The sequence below is a fragment of the Clostridium sp. AF15-41 genome (genome assembly GCF_003604095.1).
Lineage (GTDB): Bacteria > Bacillota > Clostridia > Lachnospirales > Lachnospiraceae > Coprococcus.
This window is the reverse complement of sequence record NZ_QTMQ01000010.1, coordinates 56,028-83,026: the sequence shown is the minus strand read 5'-3', so window position 1 is coordinate 83,026 and position 26,999 is coordinate 56,028. Positions and strand designations below refer to the sequence as shown.

Below are 26,999 nucleotides of genomic sequence, written 5' to 3'. Positions count from 1 at the left end.
AATCATACTTTATATTAAGGAGAATTATTGAATATGAGTAGAAGAGTAGTGATTACAGGAATGGGAGCGGTTACTCCACTTGGCTTGAATGTGGATGAGTTCTGGAACGGCTTAAAAGAAGGCAGACATGGTTTTGGACCGATTACACAGTTTGATGCATCAGAATATAAGTGCAAGGTTGTAGGTGAAGTAAAAGGATTTGTAGCAAAAGATTATATTGATCCAAAGGCTGCAAGAAGAATGGCAAGATTTTCACAGTTCGCGGTTGCAGCAGCAAAGGAAGCAGTTGCAGATGCAAAGCTTGACATGACAGCAGAAGATCCATACATGGTTGGAACCTGTGTTGGTTCCGGTGTAGGAAGTCTTCAGGAACTTGAAAGTGCATATGAGAAGATCATGACAAAGGGACCGAATCGTGTAAGCCCATTTACAGTACCTATGATGATCAGCAATATCGCAGCAGGTAATATTGCGATTCAGCTTGGCTGCAAGGGAAAGAGTATTGATGTTGTTACAGCATGTGCATCCGGTACAAACAGTATCGGTGAAGCATTCCGTACAATTCAGTATGGAGATGCAGATGTAATGATCGCCGGTGGTACAGAAGCAGCAGTTTCACCGATCGGTATCTCGACATTTGATGCATTAACAGCGTTGTCATCATCTGATAATCCGGACAGATGCTCAATTCCATTTGATAAAGAGAGAGATGGTTTCGTTCTTGGTGAAGGTTCCGGTATCGTGATCTTAGAGGAACTGGAACATGCTAAGAAGCGTGGCGCAAAGATTTATGCAGAGATCAGCGGATACGGATGCTCCAGTGATGCATTCCATATCACAGCACCGGAAGATTCAGGCGAGAGCCCTGCAAAAGCTATGTTAAATGCTGTAAAAGATGCAGGCGTATCCCCGGAGGATGTTGCATATATCAATGCACACGGAACCAGTACACATTTAAACGATCTGGTTGAGACCAGAGCAATCAAGAAAGCATTTGGCGATCATGCAAAGGACATCAAGATTAATTCTACAAAGTCTATGACAGGACATCTTCTTGGCGCAGCAGGTGCGATCGAATGTATCGTTACAGCAAAGACGATCGAGGAAGGCTATATCCACAGAACCCGTGGTCTTCATGAGAGTGAAGAAGAACTGGATCTTGATTATTGTAAAGAGCCATATGAGCAGGAGGTTGATTGTGCGATCAGCAATTCTCTTGGATTTGGCGGACATAATGCATGTATTCTTTTACAGAAATATAAGGAGCAGTAAAAAGAAATGTTATTTATTAAGAAAAAGGCAAAAGAAGCCGAGATGGAAAAAATGAAGGCTGTCGAAACAGAACAGCCAAAACCGGAGACTGTAAAATGTCCGAAGTGTGGAGCTGAGCTTGATAAGCAGAGAGTTGTAAAGGCAAAATATATCTGTTATGAATGTGGTTCTTATTTCCGTGTTAAGACAAAGAACCGTATCAAGATGGTAACAGATCCAAAGTCATTTGAACCATGGTTTGAAGATATGCCGATGTCAAATCCGTTAAATACAGCCGGATATGAGGATAAGGTTAAGGCTGCGCAGGAAAAGACAGGACTGAAAGAAGCGGTTACAGTCGGTAAGGCTCTGATCAATGGTGAGCCGGCTATGATCGGTATCTGTGATGCCAGATTCCTGATGAGCAGTATGGGCTATGTTGTTGGTGAGAAGATTGCCAGAGCGGTTGAGCGTGCGACAGAAGAAAAGCTTCCTGTATTCATGTTCTGTTGTTCCGGTGGTGCTAGAATGCAGGAGGGTATCATTTCCCTGATGCAGATGGCAAAAACCTCCGCAGCATTGAAGAAACATTCGGAAGCCGGATTGTTATATGTATCGATCCTTACAGATCCTACAACCGGTGGTGTAACAGCCAGCTTTGCAATGCTTGGCGATATCATCTTAGGTGAGCCTGGTGCTCTGGTTGGATTTGCAGGCCCTCGTGTTATCAAGCAGACGATCGGACAGGATCTTCCGGAAGGCTTCCAGCGTTCAGAGTTCCTGGTAGAGCATGGTATTATTGATGGTATTATCACCAGAGATAAGATGAAGGATACCATGTATCAGTTGATCGTTACACATAAACAGAGAACCGGTTATGCAAACTTCGATAAGGAAGAAGACGAGAAGTTTGATATCAGCGAGATCTTAAAGGAGAGATTGACTTCTGTTGAGAATAAGACTCCTTGGGAGAAAATTCGTGGTACAAGACAGATGACTCGTCCTTGCGCACTTGATTATATTGATTATATCTGTGAAGATTTCCATGAGATCCATGGAGACAGAACAATGAATGACGATAAAGCGATCGTTGGTGGTATCGGTCATATCGATGGACAGCCTGTAACAGTGATCGCACAGGTAAAGGGTTCCAGCATGACAGAGTGTATGGAGCGTAACTTCGGTATGCCGCTTCCGGATGGATACCGTAAGGCTCTTCGTCTGATGAAACAGGCAGAGAAGTTCAATCGTCCTATCATCACATTTGTAAATACACCTGGTGCATTCTGTGGACTGGAAGCAGAGGAGCGTGGTATGGGTGAAGCAATCGCAAGAAACCTTTACGAGATGTCAGCCCTTAAAGTTCCTGTACTTTGTATCCTGATCGGTGAAGGCGGTAGTGGTGGAGCACTTGCTATGGCGGTTGGTAATGAAGTATGGATGCTTGAAAATGCAGTATATTCCATTCTTTCACCGGAAGGCTATGCATCAATTCTCTGGAAGGACAGCAATCGTGCAGAGGAGGCGGCAGAGGTTATGCAGCTTACCGCACAGGATCTTTCAAGACTTGGTGTGATCGAGAAGGTTATTCCTGAGTATGGCGGAGCAGATAAAGAATCTGTCCCATATATCGGTAAATTCATTAAGATGAATGCCAAGGAATTCCTGAAGAAATTCGATGGAATGAGCGGCGAAGAAATTGCTGCTGCAAGATATAAGAGATTCCGTGAGATGTAAATAAAATAAAAAACAGGGATGTTACATCCCTGTTTTTGTAGCCGTCCTTTTTGTACACTTTGATTGATGACATTCAAATATCGTATATGTTATAATTAACATATGTACTGGTTTCAATTATACAAAAGGTTATTTCTGTTGGGGTTATGCAGAGCCTTTTGGTCAGGGAGATTAATACAGTGCGAAGCGGAGGTTTATCATTTAGAAATGGAGGGTAAAGAAATGAGAAAACGAATTGTAAGCAGTTTATTGTTAGGCTGCGCATTATTAACAGGAGGTGTGTCAACTGCTTATACTGTGCATGCAGAAGATTCGCAGACACAGACAGGTACGGCTACAATCATATTGGTTAATAACTGTGATTGGGAAGACAGCTCAGGATTTCAATTTTTGCTGGATGAAGACCATGATACGTATGGTGATGTAATACCAGATAGTGGTCCGCTTAGTAGAAATGATGATGTCCCGTCATCTGTGTACGACAGGTTCGAATACAAAATACCTGGAAATGCAGATGGAGCAAGGGATACGCAAAATAGTATCCCATATGGTTCATCAGCCAAAATTACAATTCCGTCAGGAACATATGATTATGTTATTACAAATCCAACACCAGATGATAGAGTTTGGATCGTAGGAAATGGGGGAACAGATAAAGCGCGCATGGATGACTATGTTTTTGAAGCAGGAAAGGTATATACATAAACTGTTTCAAAAGTAGGTAGTGGAGATGGAGTATATCTTTCCATACATGAACATAGTTATAGTAACAGTATCTGGAACAGTGATGAAAGCGGTCATTGGCAGGAATGTGACGATACAAATTGTCCGGATAAGGCATCAAGTGTGACTGCCAAGACAGCGCATATATCAAATGATGATGCAGATTGTACGACTGCTGCTACATGTAATGTATGTGGATATACAATTGCGGCAGGCAGATCAGAACATGCATTTGGGAAATGGCAACATGATGATGCTGCTGCAGGAATGCATATCCGGAAATGTGAGACAAATGGCTGTAACGCTTCTGAAACCGCAAAGTGCAGCGGCGGCAAAGCAACTTGTACAGAAAAAGCAAAGTGTGAGGTTTGTGGAGAAAGTTATGGAGATCTGAATCCGAGCAATCATACGGGAACAGAGGAGTGGATTCAGACAGCTGATACACACGAGAAGAAATGGAATTGCTGCAGCCTCGTAAGTGTTGCAAAAGAAAAGCATGAATGGAAAGATGGTGTATGTCAGAAATGCAGCTATAACTGTGAACATAGCGGAGGCACAGCAACCTGTCATGAGAAAGCAGTTTGCACAAGCTGCGGAGCAGAATATGGTGAATATAATTCTGATAATCATGCAGGAGAAACCGAGGTCAGAAAGAAACAGTCAGCAACCTGTACCAAAGATGGCTATACCGGAGATACCTACTGCAAGGGATGCGGGAAAAAGCTTTCATCCGGTTCGGTGGTTAAAGCAAAAGGACATAAAGGCGGTACAGCTACATGTAGTGAAAAAGCAAAGTGTGAAGTATGTGGTGAAGCTTATGGAGAAATAGATTCAGAAAATCATTCAGATTTCAAGCATGTTGATGCTAAGGCTGCTACGAAAAAGTCTGAAGGAAATGTTGAATATTGGTATTGTGATGGTTGCGGAAAGTATTACAGCGATGAAGCCGGAAAGAAAGAGATCAAAGCAGAAGCTGTAATAATACCAAAGTTAAAAGATGAACCGAAGTCTTTACAGACAGGTGATAACAGTGTACCTGTTTTGGCGGTTGTTCTTTTATTTGTCAGTGGTGGAGCTGCCATTGGAGTAATGAGCATTAAAAAAAGGAGAAAAAAGTAAAAGACCGGTTAGCTGTAGGATTATTTTACAGATAGCATAAAAACAGGGATGTAACATCGAGGGCATCATAATATTATGTAGCAAGCCAGTCCGAATGTCGGTCCTTAGCGATCCGCTGATAAGCGGGAGCTTAGTACCGTTACATGAGGATAGAGCGAAAGCGCCTTGCGAAATAATGATTATGATGCCCTCGATGTTACATCCCCGTTTTTATATAAATCCTAGATCAATGACTCGTACAGCTTGGTGATATCCTTTACGCTTGTCTCTTTTGGATTGCCCGGACGGCATGCATCGCCATATGCAGACTGAGCAAGGAAAGGAATATCCTCCGGCTTTACGATATCCTTTAAGTTGGCTGGAATTCCAACATCCTGTGATAACGTAGTTGATCGTAACCTCGGCAGCAGTTCCGGTTGTTGTAGGTACAGCGAAGATAGGTACGGATTTATTCTTGGTAGGAGCAACGCCCTTTGCTGTGTCCATGGATGATCCGCCACCGATCGCAATGATGTAATCAGCTTCAGCAGCCTTAAAAGCAGCAACACCTGACTGAACATTCTCGATGGTTGGGTTTGGTTTAATGTTGGAATAGATCTCATATGCAAGACCAGCGTTGTCCAGAACATCTGTTACTTTCTTAGTAACACCGAACTTAATGAGATCAGGATCAGAGCAGACAAATGCTTTCTTGAAGCCACGGCCGATGACCTCTGTAGCGATCTCTGTGATCGCACCTGCTCCATGATAAGATGTTTCGTTTAATACAAATCTGTTAGCCATATAAATAATATCTAAATTTACTTGCCGGCTGTATCTGCTTTTAATCCTGCGCGCCAGTTCAGATAAGAAATGCCGATGATAACGGCATACCCGATAAAGCTCAGTGCATCCGGTATCTGGCTGAAGAAGATGAAACCAAGGATTGCCGAGGTGATGATCTGCGAATAATCGAAGATCGATATTTCCTTTGCCGGAGCATGTGAATAAGCAGCCGTGATCGAGAACTGACCGACAGCAGCGGAGGCACCTGCCATTAACAGACAGAACAACTGGAAAAATGACATCGGTTTATAAAAGGCGATCACAAACGGCAGCATGACCAGAGTCGAAAATGCGGAGAAAAAGAATACGATCTGTGGATTCTTTGCACCGTGGTTGCTTAGATATCTTACTGCCGCATAAGCAGCGCCTGCACCCATACCGCCGGTAAAACCGATGAGACCCGGAGCAAAATCAGTGAAGTTCAGGGATGGTTTGATAACAAATAAAGCACCGATGAATACACCGATCAGAGCAGCATATTGTTTCAGACTTGCCTTTTCCTTTAACAGGAAGATCGAGAAGATAACAGCGGCAAACGGTGACAGCTTATTTAAGATCGAAGCATCGGCGATGTTCATGTGATCGACTGCATAGAAGTTACACATGATACCGAGTGTGCCGCAGATCGACCGCATAAACAGCATCGGAATGTGCCGTTTCTCATAATGCAGTCCGAGATCACTTCGGATCAGGACAACAAGCGCGATGAATGTTGCGACCAGATTACGGAAAAATGCTTTTTCAATCGTAGGAAGATCGCCGGATAATCGTACGAATACATTCATAAAAGAAAAACCGACACCGGCCAGAATTATATAAAGAATTGCTTTTGTTTTCTCTCGCATATAAAAACACCACTTTCTGTTTGTTAGATATTTGCGGAAATAAACAGTATTTTCGCATTATGCCGGTATGTGAAGACACATTCCATAGCAATGCTCATTATAGCATGTTTTCGTATTTGTCAGCAGCCAAAGTTTTATGAAACACTTTATACTTGCTTTATAAACTATACACAATTTATTCAAAAAACTTGTCTATCATACATTCTAGAAAAAGTGTAAGGAAAAATAATTTAAATAATTGATGCAGAATAGGAGATCATACATGAGCAGGGTAATAGGAATAGATTTAGGAACGACAAATAGCTGCGTGGCCGTTCTGGAAGGAGAACAGGCGACGATCATACCGAATGCCGAAGGCAACCGTACCACACCATCGATAGTAGCCATTACGAAAAATGGCGACAGACTGGTGGGGGATGCTGCGAAGAGACAGCTTACGGTAAATGTAGACAGAACCATTGCATCGATCAAGAGAGAAATGGGAACGGCATATAGAAAAAGAATAGATGGAAAAGATTACTCACCACAGGAGATATCGGCGATCATTCTGTCAAAGTTAAGAGCAGATGCAGAAAACTATCTGAGTGAGCCGGTTCATGATGCGGTCATCACGGTTCCGGCGTATTTTGATGACAGCCAGAGACAGGCGACAAAGGATGCAGGAAAGATCGCAGGGTTAAATGTACTTCGAATCATTAACGAGCCGACATCAGCGGCACTTGCCTATGGTCTGGATAACGGACAGGCACAGAAGATTCTGGTATATGACCTTGGTGGCGGAACCTTTGATGTATCCGTGATCGAGATCGGAGATCATGTGATCGAGGTTCTGGCAACTGCAGGTGACAATCATCTTGGTGGTGATGATTTTGACGAGCGTCTGGTGCAGTATGTGATAAAGTCATTTAAGAAAGAAACAAGGATCAATCTGGAGAAAGATATAACCGCGGTACAGCGTATCCGGGAAGCATGCGAAGAGGCAAAGAAAGAATTATCCAGCACGCTGCAGACTCATATCAATCTTCCGTTTATCACGGTCGTAAAGAACGAGCCGAAGCATCTCGATATGCTCATAACCAGAGAGTTGTTCAATGAGCTGACAGATGATCTTGTAAAACGGACAGACGGTCCGGTCAATCAGGCACTTCGGGATGCAGGTATATCAGCCGGAAGTTTAGATAAGGTATTATTGGTTGGTGGGTCAACCAGAATCCCTGCCGTTATGGACGAGGTTAAGAGGATAACCGGAAAAGAGCTTTCGAAGAATCTCAACCCGGATGAGTGCGTTGCGATGGGAGCTGCGATTCAGGGAGGAAAGCTCAGTGGTGGTCTGACCGTTACGAATAAGGTAAATGATATTTTGTTGATGGATGTAACACCATTGTCTCTGTCAATCGAGACTTTAGGTGGTATTGCAAATGTACTGATCCCAAGAAATTCACCAATTCCGACCAGGGTATCCAAGATCTTTACGACGGCCGGAAATTTCCAGCGTGATGTAGAGGTAAAGGTGTATCAGGGCGAACGCAAATATACCAGAGATAATAAGCTACTTGGCAACTTCCGCCTGAGTGGGATCAAGCGAGCACTTGCAGGAGTTCCGCAGATCGAGGTTACATTTGACCTTGATGTAAATGGTATACTAAAGGTATCTGCAAAGGATCTTGGCAGAGGCGTGGAACAGCAGATCGTGATCACATCCAGCACGAATCTTTCAGAGGAAGAGATCCGTCGGGCAAGGGAAGATGCCATGCGGTACGAGAAAGAGACTCAGGGCAACAAGGAAAATATGGATATCTGGAACGAAGCTGAAGCATATGTATATAAAGTAGAAAATCAGTTAGAGGTACAAAGTCAGAATCTGGATAAGGCTCAGATCAAGAAGATTCGGAGAGATTTGGAATACTTAAAGAAACTGGTATGTCGGACGGATGCTGACCGGATCACGGATATAGAAGCGGGCAATATAAAGGATGCTTACAGACAGTTACAGGAATCTGCAATGATCCTTGGATAGGCAGAATATTACGATCGTCGGATCGGAAATATATAGATAGAATACATGATTTGAAGGTGCTGAAATGGCAGCAGATCTGCAGAGTAAAGAAAGAGTGGTGCTTATATGAGAGATAAGATTTACAACTTTATGCGAACAAGATATGGAAATGATCAGTTTTCATCATTTCTGACTTGGATGGGATTGATCCTGATCATCATAGATGTCTGGGCGAAGACAGGAGTTTTGTATTTCCTTGGACTTGCTTCTTTTATCTATGGATATGTGCGTATCTTTTCTAAGAAATATGACAAACGTGCGGCAGAAAATAAGTGGTTTCTAAGCCACACGACAGGCGTTCGAAATGTATTTAAACGGATGAAAAAAAGCAAAGAAGCCGGAAAAGATTATAAGATCTTCACCTGCCCACGTTGTGAGCAGATGATCCGGATTCCACGAGGCAAGGGCAGGATCGAGATAAGATGTCCGAAATGTGGGAATACTTTTATTAAGAAAAGCTGATTGGAGACAGGCACGTGTTTGGATATATAGTAGTAAACCAGCAGGAAATGAAATTTAAAGAATTTGACGAATACCACAGGTATTACTGCGGGTTGTGCAGGGCGTTAAAAGAAGATCAGGGCGCAAAAGGTCAGTTGTCATTAAGCTACGATATGACATTTCTGGTGCTGCTGCTTACCGGATTGTATGAGCCGTCAGAGGAGCGGGGTACAAAAAGGTGTGTGGTCCATCCGATGACAAAGCATGAATATGCCAGAAATCTGTACTCCGATTATGCAGCGGATATGAACCGTATACTTACATATTACAAATGCATGGATGACTGGACAGATGATAAGAAGCTGTTTCGTAAGCTGTATGCGGAGCTTTTAATACCGAAGAAAGAGTTGGAAAAGGAAGACAGTCGATTATATGATTACAGACAAAAGATTGATACTATTGCAGATCGGCTTGCAAAGATCAGCAAGCTTGAGAAAGAAAACAGTGAAGATCTGGATCGGTTATCAGGATATTTTGGTGAAGTGCTGGCAGAGATATTTGCCGTAAAAGCTGATGCATGGGAAGAAAATCTGAGAAAGATCGGTTATTATCTTGGAAGATTTGTATATATTCTGGACGCTTACGATGATATTGAAAAGGACCGAAAAAAACACAGCTTTAATCCATTGATACACAAGCTTACATGTAGTGAAGAAATGAAGACAGAGGACATTCCGGTGGAGGAATGGCAGAAGCTTGCAGACTGGGTAAAAGAAGTCCTGATGATGCAGGCGGCAGAATGTGCCAGAGAATTTGAGAAGCTTCCGATTATAAAAAATGTGGAAATTCTCAGGAATATCGTGTATTCTGGCATATGGAATAATTATTATAAAGCAACTGCCGAAAGATGCGGTAGCAAAGCAGATAACAGGCAGAATGGAGAATAAATGAAAGATCCTTATGAAGTACTGGGATTGCCGCATGGTGCCAGTAATGATGAAGTAAAAAGTGCATACAGACGATTGAGCAGAAAATATCATCCGGATGCGAATATCAACAATCCAAATAAAGCCGAGGCTGAGGAGAAGTTCAAAGAGATCCAGCAGGCATATAAGGCGATCATGGATGGTGATACCGGTTATGGAAATCCATACGGAGCAAGTGGATATGGCAGCCCATATGGAAATGGTTCATATGGTTCGGGCAGTTACCGAAACAGCAACAGCGGTGGAAGAACTACTTATGATGAGTCAGATCCGTTTGGCGGTTTCTATGGCGGTTTTGACCCGTTTGGCGGGTTCGGCGGATATGCCGGCGGAAGACGGGAGGACTATGATCCGAACGATCAGGATTCCAGATATTTTCAGGCGGCAAGAAATTATCTGCGGTCAGGCAGTTATGAGGAAGCAAGAACAGTATTGAACCAGATCCAGGATCATAATGCAAAATGGCATTATTATTCTGGTGTATGCAATGCCGGACTTGGTAATCAGATCCGGGCGCTTGAGATGCTTCAAAGGGCGATACAGCTAGAGCCGGATAATATGGAATACAAGCGTGCATACGAACAGATCAAGAGCGGATCGAAATGGTATATGGATCAAGGACAGGGTTATGGCATGGATATGTCAGGCCGGGATATGACAAAATGCTGTAATACTTTCTGCACTACCCTGCTTTGTCTCTCCTGTTGTGGTGGAAATATGTGCTGTTTCCCTTGTGGCGGCTATTATTCAGGCGGTTATTAGAAGGAAAACCCCTTATGAAACTGTTCAGATATTGGTATGCCCCATAGGGCAAGAGCGTATAAATAACTATAAAAACAGAAAATAATTGAAAAATCATTGTAAAATTGCAAGATTAATTAGACTTTGGTCTAAAAAATATGTATTTTTCTACAAAAAATTAAGACATGTATTGAGAAATACATGTTTTTTTGTTAAAATGATATAGGTTTCTTCCAAAATTTCTCATGGTAAAACTGGATATTATGATGAATTAGGGTGAAAGAGATATAAAGGATGCGAATAATATCGGCATCTGATTATAGAAAAATCGTCAGGGATGCATTCTGGCGTGCAATTTTCAAGGAGGATACGATAAATGAAAAAGTTGATTGATTTCGACAAAGAGGGCTTCAAAAAAGAGGTTATTACAAATGTAAAGACATTGTACAGAAGACCAATCGAAGAGGCAACTCCACAGCAGGTATTCCAGGCTGTCAGCTACGCTGTTAAGGACGACATAATAGACAGATGGATAGCAACACATAAGGAATATGAGAAGAAGAATGTTAAGACAGTTTACTATCTGTCCATGGAGTTCCTGATGGGTAGAGCCCTGGGAAACAATCTGATCAATCTGACATACTATGATGCAGTAAAAGAAGCATTAGATGAACTTGGATTTGATTTGAATCTGATTGAGGATCAAGAGCCGGATGCAGCACTTGGTAATGGTGGTTTGGGACGTCTTGCAGCATGTTTTCTGGATTCTCTTGCTACACTTGGTTATCCGGCATACGGATGTGGTATCCGTTATCGTTATGGTATGTTCAAGCAGGCAATCAAAGATGGTTATCAGATCGAGTTGCCGGATGACTGGTTAAAGGATGGCAACCCATTTGAGATCAAGCGTCCGGAGTACGCTGTAGAAGTTAAATTTGGCGGTTATGTAAGAGTTGAGAACAGAGACGGAAGAAATTACTTTATTCAGGATGGTTATCAGACCGTTCGTGCCGTACCATATGATGTTCCGGTTGTCGGTTATGGCAACAATGTTGTAAATACACTTCGTATCTGGGATGCAGAAGCAGATCAGGAGTTCTGTCTTGATTCATTTGACAAGGGTGAATATGAAAAGGCTGTTGAGCAGCAGAACCTTGCTAAGACAATTGTTGAAGTCCTTTATCCAAATGATAATCACTATGCAGGTAAGGAATTAAGACTGAGACAGCAGTACTTCTTCATTTCAGCGTCTGTTCAGAGAGCAATCCTGAAATTCAAAGAGAAAAACAGTGATATTCATAAGCTTCCGGAAAAGATCACGTTCCAGATGAATGATACACATCCAACAGTTGCAGTAGCAGAGTTAATGAGAATCCTTATGGATGAAGAAGGTCTTGAGTGGGATGATGCATGGGATATCACAACCAGAACATGTGCATACACTAACCATACGATCATGGCTGAAGCTCTTGAGAAATGGCCGATCGAATTATTCTCAAGATTACTTCCTCGTATCTATCAGATCGTAGAAGAGATCAACAGAAGATTTGTACTGAAGATCCAGTCTATGTATCCGGGCAACCAGGATAAGGTTAAGAACATGGCTATCCTTTATGATGGTCAGGTTAAGATGGCACATCTTGCTATCGCAGGTTCTTACTCTGTAAATGGTGTTGCAGCACTTCATACAAAGATTCTGGAAGAGAGAGAGCTGAAGGACTTCTATGAGATGAGACCTGAGCAGTTCAATAATAAGACAAATGGTATTACACAGAGACGTTTCCTTCTTCATGGTAATCCGCTTCTTGCAAGCTGGATCACAGATAAGATCGGTGATGAATGGATCGTTAAGCTTTCAAATCTGAAGAAGTTAAAAGTATATGCTACTGATGAGAAGTATCAGCAGGAATTCATGAATATCAAGTACCAGAACAAGATCCGTCTTGCAAATTATATCAAGGAGCATAATGGCGTGGATGTAGATCCTCGTTCTATCTTTGATGTACAGGTTAAGAGACTTCATGAGTACAAGAGACAGCTTCTTAACATTTTACATGTTATGTATCAGTACAACGAGCTGAAGACAAATCCGTCATATGATATGTATCCAACAACATATATCTTTGGTGCAAAGGCTTCCGCCGGTTATAAGAGAGCAAAGCTTATCATCAAGCTGATCAACTCTGTTGCAGATGTTATCAACAATGATGCATCTATCAAGGGTAAGATCAAGGTTGTATTCATCGAGAACTACAGAGTATCCAATGCAGAGCTGATCTTCGCAGCAGCAGATGTCAGCGAGCAGATTTCAACAGCTTCCAGAGAAGCATCCGGTACCGGTAACATGAAATTTATGTTAAACGGTGCAGTTACACTTGGAACCATGGATGGTGCAAATGTAGAGATTGTTGAAGAAGTTGGTGAAGAAAATGCAGTTATCTTCGGTTTAAGAGCTGAAGAAGTTATGAAGTATGAGCGTGAAGGTGGATACAATCCAAAGGATATTTACAACAATGATGCAGCAGTAAGAACTGTTCTTACACAGCTTATCAATGGTATGTATTCTTCTGATGATCCGGATCGTTTCAGAGATCTGTATGATTCACTTATCAACGAAGATGTATACTTCATCCTTAAGGATTTTGCTTCTTATGTAGAAGCTCACAGAAAGATCGATACTCTTTACAGAGACGAGAAGAACTGGGCTAAGATGGTTATGTTGAATACAGCATGCTCCGGTAAGTTCTCATCAGACAGAACAATCGAAGAGTATGCAAAAGAGATCTGGAACCTCAAAAAGGTTAAAGTCACATTAGACTAATAATATATGTACGACCCGTGATCGTTATATAGTACATCCATTATTCCGCAAGGCACTTTCGTTCTATCCTCGGTGCAGCGGTACATAAGGTTGCAAAAGACGCAACCTAAGTACCGGCACTCGGATAGGCTTGCTGCATAATGATGTACATATATAATGCTCACGGGTCTGTTTATGTATACAAAAAAAGACATATATACATTTATGCCGCAGAACGCTCGCGCTCTATTTTCACGTAGCGGTACTAAGCTCCCACCATTTGGTGGGTCGCTAAGGACCGACGTGAGTAACTGAGATCTTAACGAGGCTAGCCGAGTTTAGTTCGAAGTTATACAGAGTGAACAGGTCTGATGCATAAAGTATATAGGGGTCTTGTTCTATAAGTGATATTTTTATGACCGGCGGTAAGTATATAATACACATATTATTTCGCAAGACGCTTTCGCTCTAATCCTCGTGCAGCGGTACATAATAGTGTATCTATATACTTACCGCCGGTTTGTTTTATTGTTACTTTAGACAAGAAATGTCTTATTTCTTATAGAGCAGACTTAATGTACAAAATGAGGAAGGTTATACTATTATGAAGCAAGCCTTTTCTCGCGTCAGTCCTTAATGATCCGCCGTGAGGCGGGAACTTAGTACTGTTACGCGAGAATAGAGTGCAAACGACTTGCGTAATAATAGTATAACCTTCCTCATTAGTATAGAAGAGGTTTATTTCTTAAGCTTCACTTTTTTTGTGTCGGTGTAGACCTTTTTTTTGGTGATCTTGGAGATTTTATTTGCATAGACATTGCCTTTGCATTTTTTATCTGCATATACGCCAAATGTAACTTTGGAAATCTTATTTTTGTTGATAAGGATTTTGGCTTTTCTTATGGTGAAGCCGGATCCTTTTTTATTTCCGGTAATTGTGTTGTTTGTAGCGGTAATTTTGTATTTTGTTGTTGCAGGCTGGATATAGATTCCTGCATTTGAACAGCCTGATATTTTATTTTTTTCGATCTTCAAAGTATTTGAGATACTTCCGATCAAGATACCGCTTGTTTTGGCATTTTTGATCGTGTTGGATGCTATTGCCTTGCCAATAGATGATTTATTCAGGGTCTGAATTCCGTATTTGGCAGCAGATGATATCTTATTGCCATTAACACTTCCGGTAACCTGAGATTTCAGAGATACCACGATAGCTGAGTCACTACATTTTTCGATCGTGTTTTTATTGATCGATCCTTTTACCTTGGAAGAATTGTAAAGGACAATTCCACGGTTGGATGAGTACTTTGCGGCACCGGACAGAATCTTATTTCCCGTCATGGAGCCGGTGGTTGATTTTAAACTGATCTTTATACCGGCCAGATTTGTATGTTTACCGTTTTTTCTGGTATCAGTGATCGTGTTATTTGCGATTTTGCCTGTTGTACAGTTATTATAAACAGAGATACCGCCTTCTTCGTTATAAGATGAAATTTTATTTCCGGTGATATTTCCCGAGGTGCAGTTATTGCTGATAAAGATGCCACCTCGTTTGCAGCTTTTGATCTGATTATCCGATATGCCTTCTGTGCATTGGCTTTTATCATATATCTGGATTCCGCGTCCGCCGCATTTGGAAAAAATATTTTTGGAGATCCCCTTTACGGAAGATGACTTCTGTACGAGAATACCGTTTCTGGTCATTCCGGATATATGGTTATTGTTTATGATAATATTTTTGGAACCCATTTCTACCAGAATGCCATCATGATCGTTTTTGGACGGATCTTTGGAAGAAAAATTCTGCCCAATGATTGTATTATCATATGCACTACATCCGTGAGCATCAAGGAAATGAATGCCATGACCGGAGGTGTGGATTGTGTTGTCGGAAACAGTTACACCACTGATATAGTAGTTTCCGGCAGGAAGAATGAATCCGTCACCGCCCTTTTTTCCACTTTCCTGTTTGTATCCGGAGACTTTGATTCCTTCTGGTGTAATACAGCTAGGAGAATAACGGAGGGAGATATTATTGCCGCTGATAACTGTATTGAGTTTATAGCGGAAGGATGCTTTATATTTATTCTTGCCATCCAGAATTGAGGTGTTGATCGTGTTAGCGGCAGCTTTATAGTTTTGAACAAGGATACCGCCACCGCAGTTCTTGATCGTGTTATTTTTAATTTCACAGTTATAATAGTTCAGACCGATAATGCATTCTTCCAGTACGTTATCAAAGGTATTGTTGTTTATCTTAATATTCTCATGGTAAGCGCCGATCAGCATCGTATGGCTTCCGAGACCTCTTGCAACATTTTTAAATGTGCAACCGGTAATCTCGACATTTTTCATCGGAGTGCCGTCTTCGTATATATTTGGGAATACAAACTCACGGCATGGCATATCGAGCTGAAGTGCTTCCTGATTTTCGTGGTTATTGATATCGGTTGCTTTTCCATTGTCCCGGAATGTACAGCCCGTTACATAGAAGCCGTTGATTGCAGCTACTTCCATCTGGTGAAGACAGCCGCCTCCTTTTAAGGTGATTCCGTTTAAATGGACATTGGTTGCATGGGAAAGACGCACGATTGTTGAGTCGTTTGATGGAATGCTGATGAATGTTCCGCCGTTTATGGTTATGTTTTTGAATCCGTTATAGCCGCTACATAATGAACTTGTATTATAGTTGTTCTGTCCTTTGTATGCGCCGTTTGTTCCGGTGGTGATCATGTTGATCGGTGTATCCGCTGTGCATTTGATACTTACACCTGTCAGGTTCAGTGTTGTATTGCTGTAGATATGTAAAGCAATGTCCTGAGTATAACTTCCTGCCGGAACATTGACGGTGATTATGTGTCCGTTGGAATCCGCAAGATCGCGTGCAGCTTTTAATGCGTCATTTAATACTGTGCCGATTTCACTTCCGTTTTTAGCGGAGACCGTAATCGTGTCGCCGGAAACAGAGTATGAATTTGCAAATAGTTCCGGTGAGGTGTCATTTGATGCTGTGCTTTCAGTAGCTGTTAAGTTGGCTGCAAATGTCTGTGTATCTGCTGTATAAGCAACACCGGAAACAAGCAGCAGTCCTGAAGCAAGCAGGATAAGATGTTTTTTCATATATATGTCCCCTTTCAGTTATAAATATGATCCCATTTATCTGAGAATAAAATAGTTCGTCTGGAAATTTCCGAAAATACAGATGTTTTCCACTGTTTTATATGCCCTGATCCGATAATAAACCGGTTTGTTATTTGGCAGATCGTGCAGGGTATAAGATGTCTGTTTTGCATTCAGGTGGATAACCTGTTTGCTGGAAAAATCTGCATATGTGCTGTATTGTAATTCGTATCCGTCCATTCCCTTTACAGCATCCCATGTGATCGTTGCTTTATTTTTTCCATTATCTGTCATAGTTTCGACTGTTGATGAAATGACTGTATTCATTTTCTGGGCTTTTTTATCGATGTAGATTTCTTTTTTGACTATATCACTATATATATTATCATAGATTGACCCTGAAACGGAAGCTGCAGCATGGATTCCGTATTTGAATTTTTCAAATTCATTGGATGCAATCGATACTTTGCATTTGGATAGCCGGATACCACTGATTGAAGCTGAGCCGGATAATATATTTCCTGATATAGTGGTCAGATTCTTTTTTCCTGCGGAAATATTAATAGCAGCGTTCTTATTTTCATTCAGTTCATTGTGGGCAACGGTCAGGTCGTTTTCTATACTCTGGATATTGATGCCATAGTTATTACATTCTGTAATAACATTACCGGCGATGCTGTTCCGGACGGTTGCTTTTTTATCAAGTAAGATACCGTTTGTACCGCTGCCTGAGATATGATTGCTTTCGATATTATCACAGATTATGGAGGAATCGGTAACAGCAATAGCACTTTTTCTGGCAGAGGTGATATCATTACGATTAATCTGACCTGCTATCTTGGAATAGCTTTTAACGGCAATAGAGTATTCGTTTGTATTTGAAATTGTGTTGTTGCTGACTGATTCAGATAATCTGGAATCTGAATCAATCAGAATGCCGTAACCGGAGGAGTATTTAGACTTGGATGCATAGATCCGGTTGCTTTCTATTCCTTTTGAAGTTGATCTGCCGCTTACTACGATGCCCGAGGCAACCTCTTTTTTTCTGTACTCCCCCAGGTCATAAATCTGGTTGGAGTTGATATAACGGACAGTACTCATGTTGCTGATTTTGATGGCGGGATTACCGCTTACCGCTGAGAGTGTATTCCCGATGATATCGGAAGTCGTGCTGTTGTTTTCAACTATCAGACCACCGAAAGAACATTTTTTTATTATATTATTTGTTATATCATTTGCACAGATACTGTGTTCTGTTAATTTGATTCCAGACTTGGAACAGCTTTTAATATTGTTGTTTACTATGCCGGACAGAGAGGAACGATCATATATTACAATACCGTTTCTGGACATATTCTTAATAGAATTTCCTGTTATAGAGATATCGGAGCTTTGTTTATCAACTCGAATTCCGTCTCTGTATCTGGCATATGGATCTTTCTTTGAAAATTTTGCGCCTTTGATGGAATTCCCTGCTATCTCACAATTTCTGGCATCGGATATGGTTATGCCATCACCTGCGGTTATGATCGTATTATCCCGGATAGATATAGAGCTGATATAATGATTTCCTTTAGGCAGAGGATAGCCGTCTCCACCAAGAGCATCATCAGATATATCCTTTCCGTATACATAGATTCCGGCTACGATCAGGGTTGTCGGATGGTAGACGATCTGTATGGTATTTCCGCTGATCTCGGTATTCAGGTCGTGGATGGTTGCGCCGGCATACACTTTACTTCCGTCCAGTATCGAAGTATTCATGGAACGATCGTAATCTCTTGCATTTTCAACAAGGATACCACCACCGCAGTTTGTGATCGTATTATCCTTGATCTGACAGTTTACATAGTTCAGACAAATGATACATTCCTCCAATACATTTTCAAATGTATTATTACTGATATTAATATTTTCATGATAAGATCCACAAAGCATCGTGTGTGTTCCGACACCGCGGGCAATATTTCGGAAAGTGTTATGTGTGATCTCGACATTCTTCATAGGCGTACCATCCTGATAGACACCGGGATATACCAGATTACTGTATGGCATATCAAGCTGGATGGATTCCTGTTTTTGAAAATTAGTTGTGGAGTCTGCGCTCTTGCCATGATCCAGAAAAGTACAGTTGCGGACATAGAAACCATCGATGGCAGCGACCTCCATCTGATGTACACAGCCTCCGCCAATCAGTGTCAAGCCATCCAGAGTGACATTCCTGGCATGAAAGAGCCGGATCATACTGCCGGCATTTTCGGGTGTGCTTTCCCATATTCCACCAAGTACCGTGATATTTTCAAAGGCATCATAGCCGGAACAGCCTTCACTGGAATTGAAATGTTCATAGCCGCGGTATGGGGCATTTGTTCCGCTGATGACCATGTTGATCTTTTTAGTACCCTGATAAGTAAAATGTACATCTGTTACATCAAGGGTTGTGTTGCTATATATGTGCAGGGACTTTGAGAGATAGTAATCTCCCTTTTTTACCTTGACGGTTATGATCTGGCCGGAGCTTTCAGCAAGATCTCTTGCATTGATTAGAGCTTCACGCAGTTTGTCCGAGATATCACTGCCATTTTTGGCGGATACTTTGATCGTTGTTTTATCAGAGGAACTGTTTTCTGCGGCTGATACGGTTATCCTGGTCTGTGCGGAAAACAGAAGAAAGAACAGAGTCAGGGTAAGTAAAGTAAGTAATATTTTTTTCAATGGATGCGCCTTCTATACAAATTAATTTATTCGATCTATGTGTTCTTTATTTGTTTCGGAAATAATATAATGTGGACGATTTTTTACTTCCAGATAGGTCTTTGCCATATATTTTCCCATAATTCCCATGCAGAGGAATTGTAAGCCTGCAATGAATATAATGATACAGGCGAGAGATGGCCAGCCGGCAACCGGATCACCGAATATTGCTTTTCGGATAATGATAAATATGACCATGATAAATGACAAAATGGTCAGAAAAATACCGAGACCGGAGGCAAAGGACATAGGAGTTTCCGAGAAGTTGATAATACCGTCGATCGCATATTTAACGAGTCCCCAGAAGTTCCATTTGGTTTCTCCCGCGATTCTGTTGACGTTTTCATATTGGATCCATTTGGTCTTAAAGCCGATCCACCCGAAAATACCTTTTGAGAAACGGTTGTATTCACACATAGAAACAATGCTGTCTACCATTTCTTTTCGCATCAAACGGAAATCCCTTGCACCATCTACAATATCTGCATCAGAAATTTTGTTGATAAGCTTGTAGAATTTTCTGGCAAAGAAAGAACGGATCGGTGGTTCACCTATACGAGAGACACGTCTGGTCGCAACACTGTCATAATCTTCGGTTTCCAGACAGTTTAACATTTCGGGAAGCAGAGATGGTGGATCCTGCATATCAGCATCCATAACAGCGGCATAGTCACCGTCGGAATTACAGAAACCGGCATACATGGCTGCCTCTTTTCCGAAATTTCTGGAAAATGAGATATATTTGTAGTGAGAGTCGGATGCACAGATTTCTTTCATGACAGTCAATGTCTGATCGGATGAACCATCATTGATCAGAAGAACTTCTGTATTATAGTTTGTCAGTTGAACTATGACCTTATTTAACTCTGCCGCAAACAGAGGAAGGGCATCTGCCTCGTTGTAGCAGGGAATGATCAGTGTTAACTTTTTCATGAAATTTCCCCCAAATAACTATTGATATATGATTAATTTTAAGTTACCGGAATGTAGGTGTCAAGCATTCCGGAGATAATACTGACAGAATTAATATTTGAAAACGGAACGATATTAAAGATATATTTTTTGAATACATGATCCTTCTCTCATTCTTTTGGCAGTGGGCTTTTGAAGGTGGCTTTTGAAAGTGACAGGATGAGTTTGCATAGCAAAGACAGGGTATGCTATAATTAACAATTAAGGAAAAAGATATATAGCAACATAAAATCATAAAATCAGGAGAAAAGATAACTTTGAAAGGAATAAAGAATTTTATCGCAAAACTACCCGGTATCCGGGGATTTCTTCACAAATGGAGAAATGCGCTTGCTGAAATAAAAGCACTTAAGAAAGAAGCTTCAAGTCTGAAAAAACAAATAACTGAACTCAAGAAAAAAAATACTGATCTTTCAGATAAGATCAAACAGCTAAATGCAGAAAAGAAAACAGTGAATGCGGAGCTTGCCAAGGTTAACAGACAGATGAAGAAACTGCGTGAGGATGCAGCCGGAGGATGTCTTATGGCAGATCTTGCAAGATTACAGGAACGGCAGTTTGAACGAAAAACCGAGTGGATGTTTTGGAAGGCAGATCCGTCGCCGGAACAGAACGATGAATTAAAGTATATTCAGGAGATTCGTTTTCTGGAAGAAAAACGACCGCTTGTGTCGATCATAGTATTGAATCAAAATGGGAAAAAGAATTTGGAACGATTGATGAAGTCGTTCGTTAACTGTCATTTTTATAAAAATATAGAAATTATTTTTGTGGATCACGCATCAACAGACGGGTCTGTGGATTATTTGGAGACCTATAGGTCGGTATATGATATGACAATAATTAAGCAAAATGAAAATCTGTCATTTTCCGTTTCAAATAATTATGCAGCAAAACAGGCAAAGGGCGAGTATCTTTTATTTATGAATAATGATACTCAGGTAACGGATGGATGGCTGGATGAATTATTAATTGCCATACAGAAAGCAGATCAGCCCGGTGCAATTGGAGCAAAATTGGTTTATCCGGAGATCCCTGTCGGATCGGCAAATGAGGAAAAATCATACATGCTTCAGCATGCCGGAATTGGGTTTAAGGATGTTATACGGGAAAAGGCACATTTTATTCAACCATATAATCTGAAAAACGGGGAGCCGGATTCGGATATAAGTCTGGAACTTCAGGAACGCGCAGCAGTAACGGCGGCGGTTATGCTGGTTAAAAAAGATGCATTTGATGAAGTCGGAGGATTTGATATAAAATATATATACGGATATGAGGATGTCGATTTATGTTTAAAATTGCATTTAGCCGGATATAAAAATTATTACTGCCCCGGTTCTGTAGTATATCATTATGAATTCGGAACGCAGGAGAAAGATGATGCAAAAGAAAAGAAGCAAAGACGTATTCATAACATGATGGTATTTAAGGGTAAATGGCAGAGATACCTTGCAAAGCAGTTATTCAATGATAAGATCAGTCAGTCACATATGTTCACAGAACAGAAATTGACAATTGCATTTGCCGTGTCGGATGCGAAGACCGGTACAGATGCAGAGGAATATTATCATGCATTATTCTTTGGGGCAGCACTTGAAGCACTTGGCTGTAAAGTGAAGATACTCAGCCGGACTGCGAAGAAGGATTGGTATAACGTAGGGGTTGATACAGATATATTGGTTCCTGTTTGTCCGGATTATGATATCGAAGCAGTGTATAACTGCAAGAATGATCTGATCAGGATATTATGGCAGCAGAAAGATAATACAGTTTGTCTGAAGTTGGAGATGGAAGCCGGACAGGATAAGGCGGCTGATATGGATTGTAGGTTTGATCTGGATTACGATTTGTATGATCTTAGCTGTATGAATGAAAAGACGCCGGCAGAGAAGAAAGAATATCTTGCGGAACAGAAAGCATATGTCATAAAGAATCATATATATGAGGATGCTGCGCATGGATTTGTTCAGATGATCAGTGGGTGTTTTGATGTACCTGTCTGTTCGGATGAGATCGATATATGTGGGGCGATGCCGGATGATGAATCAAAAAAATACTGGGGAGACCAGCATTTTGCTGTTGGAATGAAAAAGGAATTTGAAAAGCTTGGGTATAAGGCAAATGTTCTTCCGAGAGACCGTTGGTATGATCAGAGCCGGGCGGGTTATGTAATCGTGCTGAGAGGGAAAAATCCTTATTACAGACCGATGGGAGATAACAGGAAATATATCATGTGGAATATTTCACATCCGGATGATGTGACGATAGACGAATATAATTCCTATGACTATGTATTCTTCGCTTCTCAGAAAATGCATGATGAGTTTGCCTCGAAGCTTCATGTGCCATCGGGAGTTGCACAGCAGTGTGTAGATGACAGTGCGATGGTATATGAAGAAGGACATGATAAGCAATATGAATTGTTGTTTGTAGGAAACTCCCGGCATGTATTCCGACCAATCTTAAAGGATCTTATTCCGACAGAACATAAGCTGACAGTATATGGAAGACATTGGGAAAATTTTCCGGTTCAGGATTATGTTGTCAGTGATTATATGGATAACAGTAAGGTTGGACAGGCATATCATGATGCAAAGATTCTTCTAAATGATCATTGGGATGATATGAGAGAAAATGGAATTATCTCAAATCGTATCTTTGACGCATTGGCCGTTGGCGCATTCATAATCAGCGACGATATTCCAGAAATACATGAGTTGTTTGGGGATAATGTTGTGACATATCATGGACGAGAGGATCTGAAAGAAAAGATCGATTATTATCTGAAACACGAAGAAGAACGCGATGCAAAGGCGAAAGCCGGACAGAAGATTGCATTGAATGGACATACATTCCGTGATCGTGTTGCGGTTATGGTAAAGGTTATAAGAGAAATGCCGTTATAGACGGAGCACATTTTTACAGAAGAAATAATAAGACCCATATAGTTTATAGCAGAATTGAAATCTGTGTAATAAATCTATATGGGTCTTTATTATATGGTTATATGAAATTTGTTATATGGATTAGCCCATTACTACTTCTACAGCATGAGTCTTGCCATCACCGAATACAGGGAGAACATTGCCTTCGATAGCATTGCCATCTACAGTAACACTCTTGATACCCTTATTTACATGATCCGGATTTGTAACCTTGATATCATATGTAGCACCACGGAACTGACGTGTAGCATTCAGACCATCCCAAGCAGCAGGAATAGATGGATCGATCTTAAGACCATCGAAGTCTGCTGAGATACCTAAGATGTACTGTGAAATAGCTACCATGTTCCAAGCAGCTGTACCTGTAAGCCATGAGTTCTTACCCTGACCAAAGTGGTTGCCCGGCTTTCCGATATCGGAACCGGCATCCTTGCCACCGATCATCTGACCATATACATATGGTTCAGTCTTGTGGATATCAGATGTCTCCTCGGTGAAAGCAGGAGCAATCTCTGAGTAATATTTGAATGCCTGATCGCCGGCGCCTGCGTAAGCAGCAGCACAGATGATCCATGCATTGTTATGTGTGAAGATACCGGCATTCTCTTTGTATCCGCCCGGATATGTTGAGATCTCACCATACTGGATGTAATACTTTGTGAATGCAGGATTGTTAAGTACAAGTCCGTACTGTGTATTCAGACGCTCATCAATAGCAGCAAGTGTCTTCTTGTCGCAGCCCTGATCTTTACCGATGTCTGACATAATAGCGAAGCCCTGTGGCTCGATGAAGATCTGTCCTTCTTTACATTCCTTAGATCCCATCTTCTCACCGTTTGCATCGTATGCTCTTAAGAACCAGTCGCCATCCCAAGCAGATTCCATGATGTTAGCTTTCATCTTATCGATCTCAGCCTGAGCAGCTTCAGCTTCAGCGTCCATTCCGAGGTGCTTAAGAATAGCAACATAGTTAGGACCTGCATATGTAAAGAGTGTAGCAACCATAACTGACTCAGCAACCTTTGAGTATCCGCCTTCAGCAGCGAACTTAGGGTTGGTGTATGTCTGGAAACTTTCACCCGGTGTATCGGAGAAGCATGAAAGGTTGATACAGTCGTTCCAGTCAGCTCTCATTGCAAGTGGAAGTCCGTGTGGTCCAAGGTTGTTTACGATCTTGTAGAAAGAAACCTTTAAGTGGTCAAGCATCGGTTTAGCGATGGACATATCGTTGTCATATGGAACCATCTCATCAAGAATACCCCAGTCGCCTGTCTCCTTGATGTATGCAGATACAGAAAGGATCAGCCATAATGGATCGTCTGAGAAGTCACCACCGATATCTGCATTACCCTTCTTTGTAAGTGGCTGATACTGATGATAGCATCCGCCATCCGGGAACTGTGTAGAAGCGATATCAATAATTCTCTCTCTTGCACGATCAGGGATCTGATGAACAAATCCAAGTATATCCTGGTTGGAATCACGGAATCCCATACCACGGCCGATACCGGACTCGAAGTATGAAGCTGAACGTGAAAGGTTGAATGTAACCATACACTGATACTGATTCCAGATATTAACCATACGATTAACCTTATCATCAGGAGTATTAACATTTAAGATGCTTAAGAGGTTGTTCCAGTGCTCTTTGAGTTCTGCAAGACCTGCTGCAACCTTCTCAGGAGTGTTGTATTTCTCCATCATCTCAAGAGCCTTAACCTTGTTGATTGTCTTGCCATCAGCTTCGAACTTCTGGTCAACAGGCATCTCAACATATCCAAGAATAAATACAAGAGTCTTTGTCTCGCCCGGAGCAAGAGTGATCTTCTTGTAGTGTGAAGCGATTGGTGACCATCCATCTGCAAATGAATCATTTGACTTACCGGCTTCAACAGCCTGTGGGTTGTGGAAACCATTGTAAAGTCCGATGAATGAATCTCTGTCTGTATCGTAACCGTCGATCTCGTCATTTACTGTGTAGAATGCGAAATGATCACGTCTGTCTCTGTACTCTGTCTTGTGGTAGATTGTAGAACCAACAACCTCTACACGACCTGTACTGAAGTTTCTCTGGAAGTTTGTGCAGTCATCCTGTGCATCCCAGAGACACCACTCTTCAAATGAGAAGAATGAGAATGTCTTCTCTTCTGAGCTTTCATTTGTAAGAACAACCTGCTGAACTTCTCCGGCATAATTCTGAGGTACGAAGAAAGTAACCTCTGCCTTTAAGTTGTTCTTCTTACCGGTGATCACTGTGTAACCCATACCATGACGGCATTCGTATTCGTCAAGCTCTGTCTTAACCGGTGACCAGCCCGGATTCCAGATTGTACCATTCTCGTTAATATAGAAATAACGACCACCCATATCGATAGGTACATTGTTATAACGGTATCTTGTAATTCTACGAAGACGAGCATCTTTGTAGAAGCTGTAACCTCCCGCTGTATTTGAAATCAGTGAGAAGAAATCCTGTGTTCCAAGGTAGTTGATCCAAGGATAAGGAGTTCTAGGAGATGTGATGACATACTCCTTGTTGGCATCATCAAAATAACCAAACTTCATGTAATATATACCTTCCTTTCATGTGTATTAAGATAAGTAGTGTCTGCCGTTATCAGGCAGTATCCGCTGCTTCATGATCTCTCCCTTACAAAGGACATAGCACGCCCTTTATAAAAACAGTCATATGGACATATTATATAATAAAATAGTATATTTGACAACAAAACCCAGGATAAAAGTGGAAAAATAATCATTGTAAAAAGAATCATCATCTGATACACTCAAAATGTGAACAGACATAAAAAGTTCACAAATACTATTTATTATTTTTTACTTTTAGGAGGAGAGATTATGAATTGTCCAAATTGCGGAGCAGAGACAAATGAATCTGTTTGTCCTGTTTGTGGGGCAGCAGTAGGTACAAGTGGTGGTTTTAAACTTGCGGGGAATGACCAGCCACAGCAGCCGGAGGGTGTTACATATGATGCACAGCCACAGCAGGGAATGGGGATGGATCCACAGTATGGTGGACCACAGTATCAGGGAGATCCTATGCAGAACGGTTATGCGGGAAATGCATATGGCACAGATTATCAGCAGCCAACCAAAAAGAAGAAATCCGGCGTAGGAGCAGTTATTGGAATCATTATTGCACTTGTGGTAATTGCAGCGGCAGTAATATTCTTATTTTCCGGTTCAATCGGTGGAGCAAAGAAGAGTAAAAAGCTGGTTGATGATTTCATGACCGGAATCGAAGAAGCAGATACAGCAAAGATTGTATCGCTTGTTGACAAAGAATGCGTTGCGGATAATGATGTAGCAACATTATCCAGCAGCTTCGAGCTTCTGACCTCTATGGGGGTTGAGTATTCTATTGATTACAAGATCACATCAACAGAGAAGGCAAACAGAGCAACTATCAAGAATATGTGCGAAGGTCTGTATGGTGATACATCTGTAGCAAGCAAAGTAAGATGTGCTTATATCTGTGATGTTGATTATACCATGACAATAAACTACCTTGGAGAGACAGAGACAGAGGATGACAAGATGTCACTGATCTGTTACAAGAAGGGCGGAAAATGGTATATCGGCGGAACGGTAGAGAACGAATAAGACCGAGCCTTATATGAAAACATGGCATATGCTATTCCTTACACAGAATACATATGCCGT

The 26,999-nt window shown here is 41.4% G+C and carries 16 protein-coding genes and 1 pseudogene; 11 read left to right on the top strand and 6 right to left on the bottom strand.

Translation table 11 applies throughout. The features are described 5' to 3' along the window. Nucleotides 1-33 precede the first annotated feature (33 nt). The 4 genes from fabF (at nt 34) to DWW43_RS08430 (ending at nt 4,830) form a co-directional block, all read left to right on the top strand. A complete protein-coding gene (fabF, locus tag DWW43_RS08445; RefSeq protein WP_117807902.1) occupies nt 34-1,272 on the top strand; it encodes a beta-ketoacyl-ACP synthase II in 1,239 nt (412 codons plus the stop codon). Nucleotides 1,273-1,278: 6 nt separating this feature from the next. Then, on the top strand, nt 1,279-2,988 hold the full coding sequence (locus DWW43_RS08440; protein WP_118663089.1) for an acetyl-CoA carboxylase carboxyltransferase subunit alpha: 1,710 nt from the start codon (nt 1,279-1,281) through the stop codon (nt 2,986-2,988). 222 nt (nt 2,989-3,210) lie between these two features. Further along, a complete protein-coding gene (locus DWW43_RS08435; RefSeq protein WP_165853047.1) occupies nt 3,211-3,693 on the top strand; it encodes a DUF2436 domain-containing protein in 483 nt (160 codons plus the stop codon). 141 nt (nt 3,694-3,834) lie between these two features. Further along, nucleotides 3,835-4,830, top strand: a complete 996-nt coding sequence (locus DWW43_RS08430; RefSeq protein WP_119963294.1) for a hypothetical protein — start codon at nt 3,835-3,837, stop codon at nt 4,828-4,830. Nucleotides 4,831-5,051: 221 nt separating this feature from the next. On the opposite strand, the pseudogene DWW43_RS08425 reads toward DWW43_RS08430, so the two are convergent. Both DWW43_RS08425 and DWW43_RS08420 read right to left on the bottom strand, forming a co-directional pair. Further along, a pseudogene (locus DWW43_RS08425) lies at nt 5,052-5,613 on the bottom strand (iron-containing alcohol dehydrogenase). A 17-nt stretch (nt 5,614-5,630) separates the two neighbouring features. Then, on the bottom strand, nt 5,631-6,500 hold the full coding sequence (locus tag DWW43_RS08420) for a DMT family transporter (protein ID WP_119963293.1): 870 nt from the start codon (nt 6,498-6,500) through the stop codon (nt 5,631-5,633). A 262-nt stretch (nt 6,501-6,762) separates the two neighbouring features. On the opposite strand from DWW43_RS08420, the gene dnaK reads away from it, so the two are divergent. The 5 genes from dnaK (at nt 6,763) to DWW43_RS08395 (ending at nt 13,545) form a co-directional block, all read left to right on the top strand. Further along, the gene (dnaK, locus tag DWW43_RS08415; RefSeq protein ID WP_008401738.1) at nt 6,763-8,517 is read left to right on the top strand and encodes a molecular chaperone DnaK; all 1,755 of its coding nucleotides are present in this window, start codon (nt 6,763-6,765) and stop codon (nt 8,515-8,517) included. A gap of 105 nt (nt 8,518-8,622) precedes the next feature. Continuing rightward, nucleotides 8,623-9,018, top strand: a complete 396-nt coding sequence (locus DWW43_RS08410) for a hypothetical protein (protein ID WP_021944313.1) — start codon at nt 8,623-8,625, stop codon at nt 9,016-9,018. 14 nt (nt 9,019-9,032) lie between these two features. Then, entirely contained in the window at nt 9,033-9,944 is a 912-nt protein-coding gene (locus DWW43_RS08405; RefSeq protein ID WP_119963292.1) for a DUF5685 family protein, read from the top strand. Beyond that, nucleotides 9,945-10,745, top strand: a complete 801-nt coding sequence (locus DWW43_RS08400) for a DnaJ domain-containing protein (protein ID WP_008401741.1) — start codon at nt 9,945-9,947, stop codon at nt 10,743-10,745. Between the two features lie 355 nt (nt 10,746-11,100). Next, complete coding sequence (locus DWW43_RS08395; protein WP_008401742.1) at nt 11,101-13,545, top strand: glycogen/starch/alpha-glucan phosphorylase; 2,445 nt, start codon at nt 11,101-11,103, stop codon at nt 13,543-13,545. 717 nt (nt 13,546-14,262) lie between these two features. Here the strand turns inward: DWW43_RS08395 and DWW43_RS08390 are convergent. From DWW43_RS08390 to DWW43_RS08380, 3 genes are read right to left on the bottom strand one after another with little or no spacing between them, the layout of a single operon-like run. Then, complete coding sequence (locus tag DWW43_RS08390; protein ID WP_119963291.1) at nt 14,263-16,644, bottom strand: right-handed parallel beta-helix repeat-containing protein; 2,382 nt, start codon at nt 16,642-16,644, stop codon at nt 14,263-14,265. 36 nt (nt 16,645-16,680) lie between these two features. Continuing rightward, entirely contained in the window at nt 16,681-19,359 is a 2,679-nt protein-coding gene (locus DWW43_RS08385) for a right-handed parallel beta-helix repeat-containing protein (protein WP_119963290.1), read from the bottom strand. A gap of 21 nt (nt 19,360-19,380) precedes the next feature. Beyond that, nucleotides 19,381-20,331, bottom strand: coding sequence for a glycosyltransferase family 2 protein (locus DWW43_RS08380; RefSeq protein ID WP_119963289.1), 951 nt, complete (start codon nt 20,329-20,331; stop codon nt 19,381-19,383). A 296-nt stretch (nt 20,332-20,627) separates the two neighbouring features. Between DWW43_RS08380 and DWW43_RS08375 the strand changes: the two genes are divergently transcribed. Next, nucleotides 20,628-23,279, top strand: a complete 2,652-nt coding sequence (locus tag DWW43_RS08375) for a glycosyltransferase (RefSeq protein ID WP_119963288.1) — start codon at nt 20,628-20,630, stop codon at nt 23,277-23,279. 120 nt (nt 23,280-23,399) lie between these two features. Here the strand turns inward: DWW43_RS08375 and DWW43_RS08370 are convergent, their stop codons facing one another. Continuing rightward, nucleotides 23,400-25,883, bottom strand: coding sequence for a glycosyl transferase (locus DWW43_RS08370; RefSeq protein WP_119963287.1), 2,484 nt, complete (start codon nt 25,881-25,883; stop codon nt 23,400-23,402). Nucleotides 25,884-26,174: 291 nt separating this feature from the next. Here DWW43_RS08370 and DWW43_RS08365 point away from each other — a divergent pair, with 291 nt between their 5' ends. Next, a complete protein-coding gene (locus DWW43_RS08365; RefSeq protein ID WP_044945546.1) occupies nt 26,175-26,939 on the top strand; it encodes a hypothetical protein in 765 nt (254 codons plus the stop codon). The last annotated feature ends 60 nt before the right edge of the window (nt 26,940-26,999 follow it).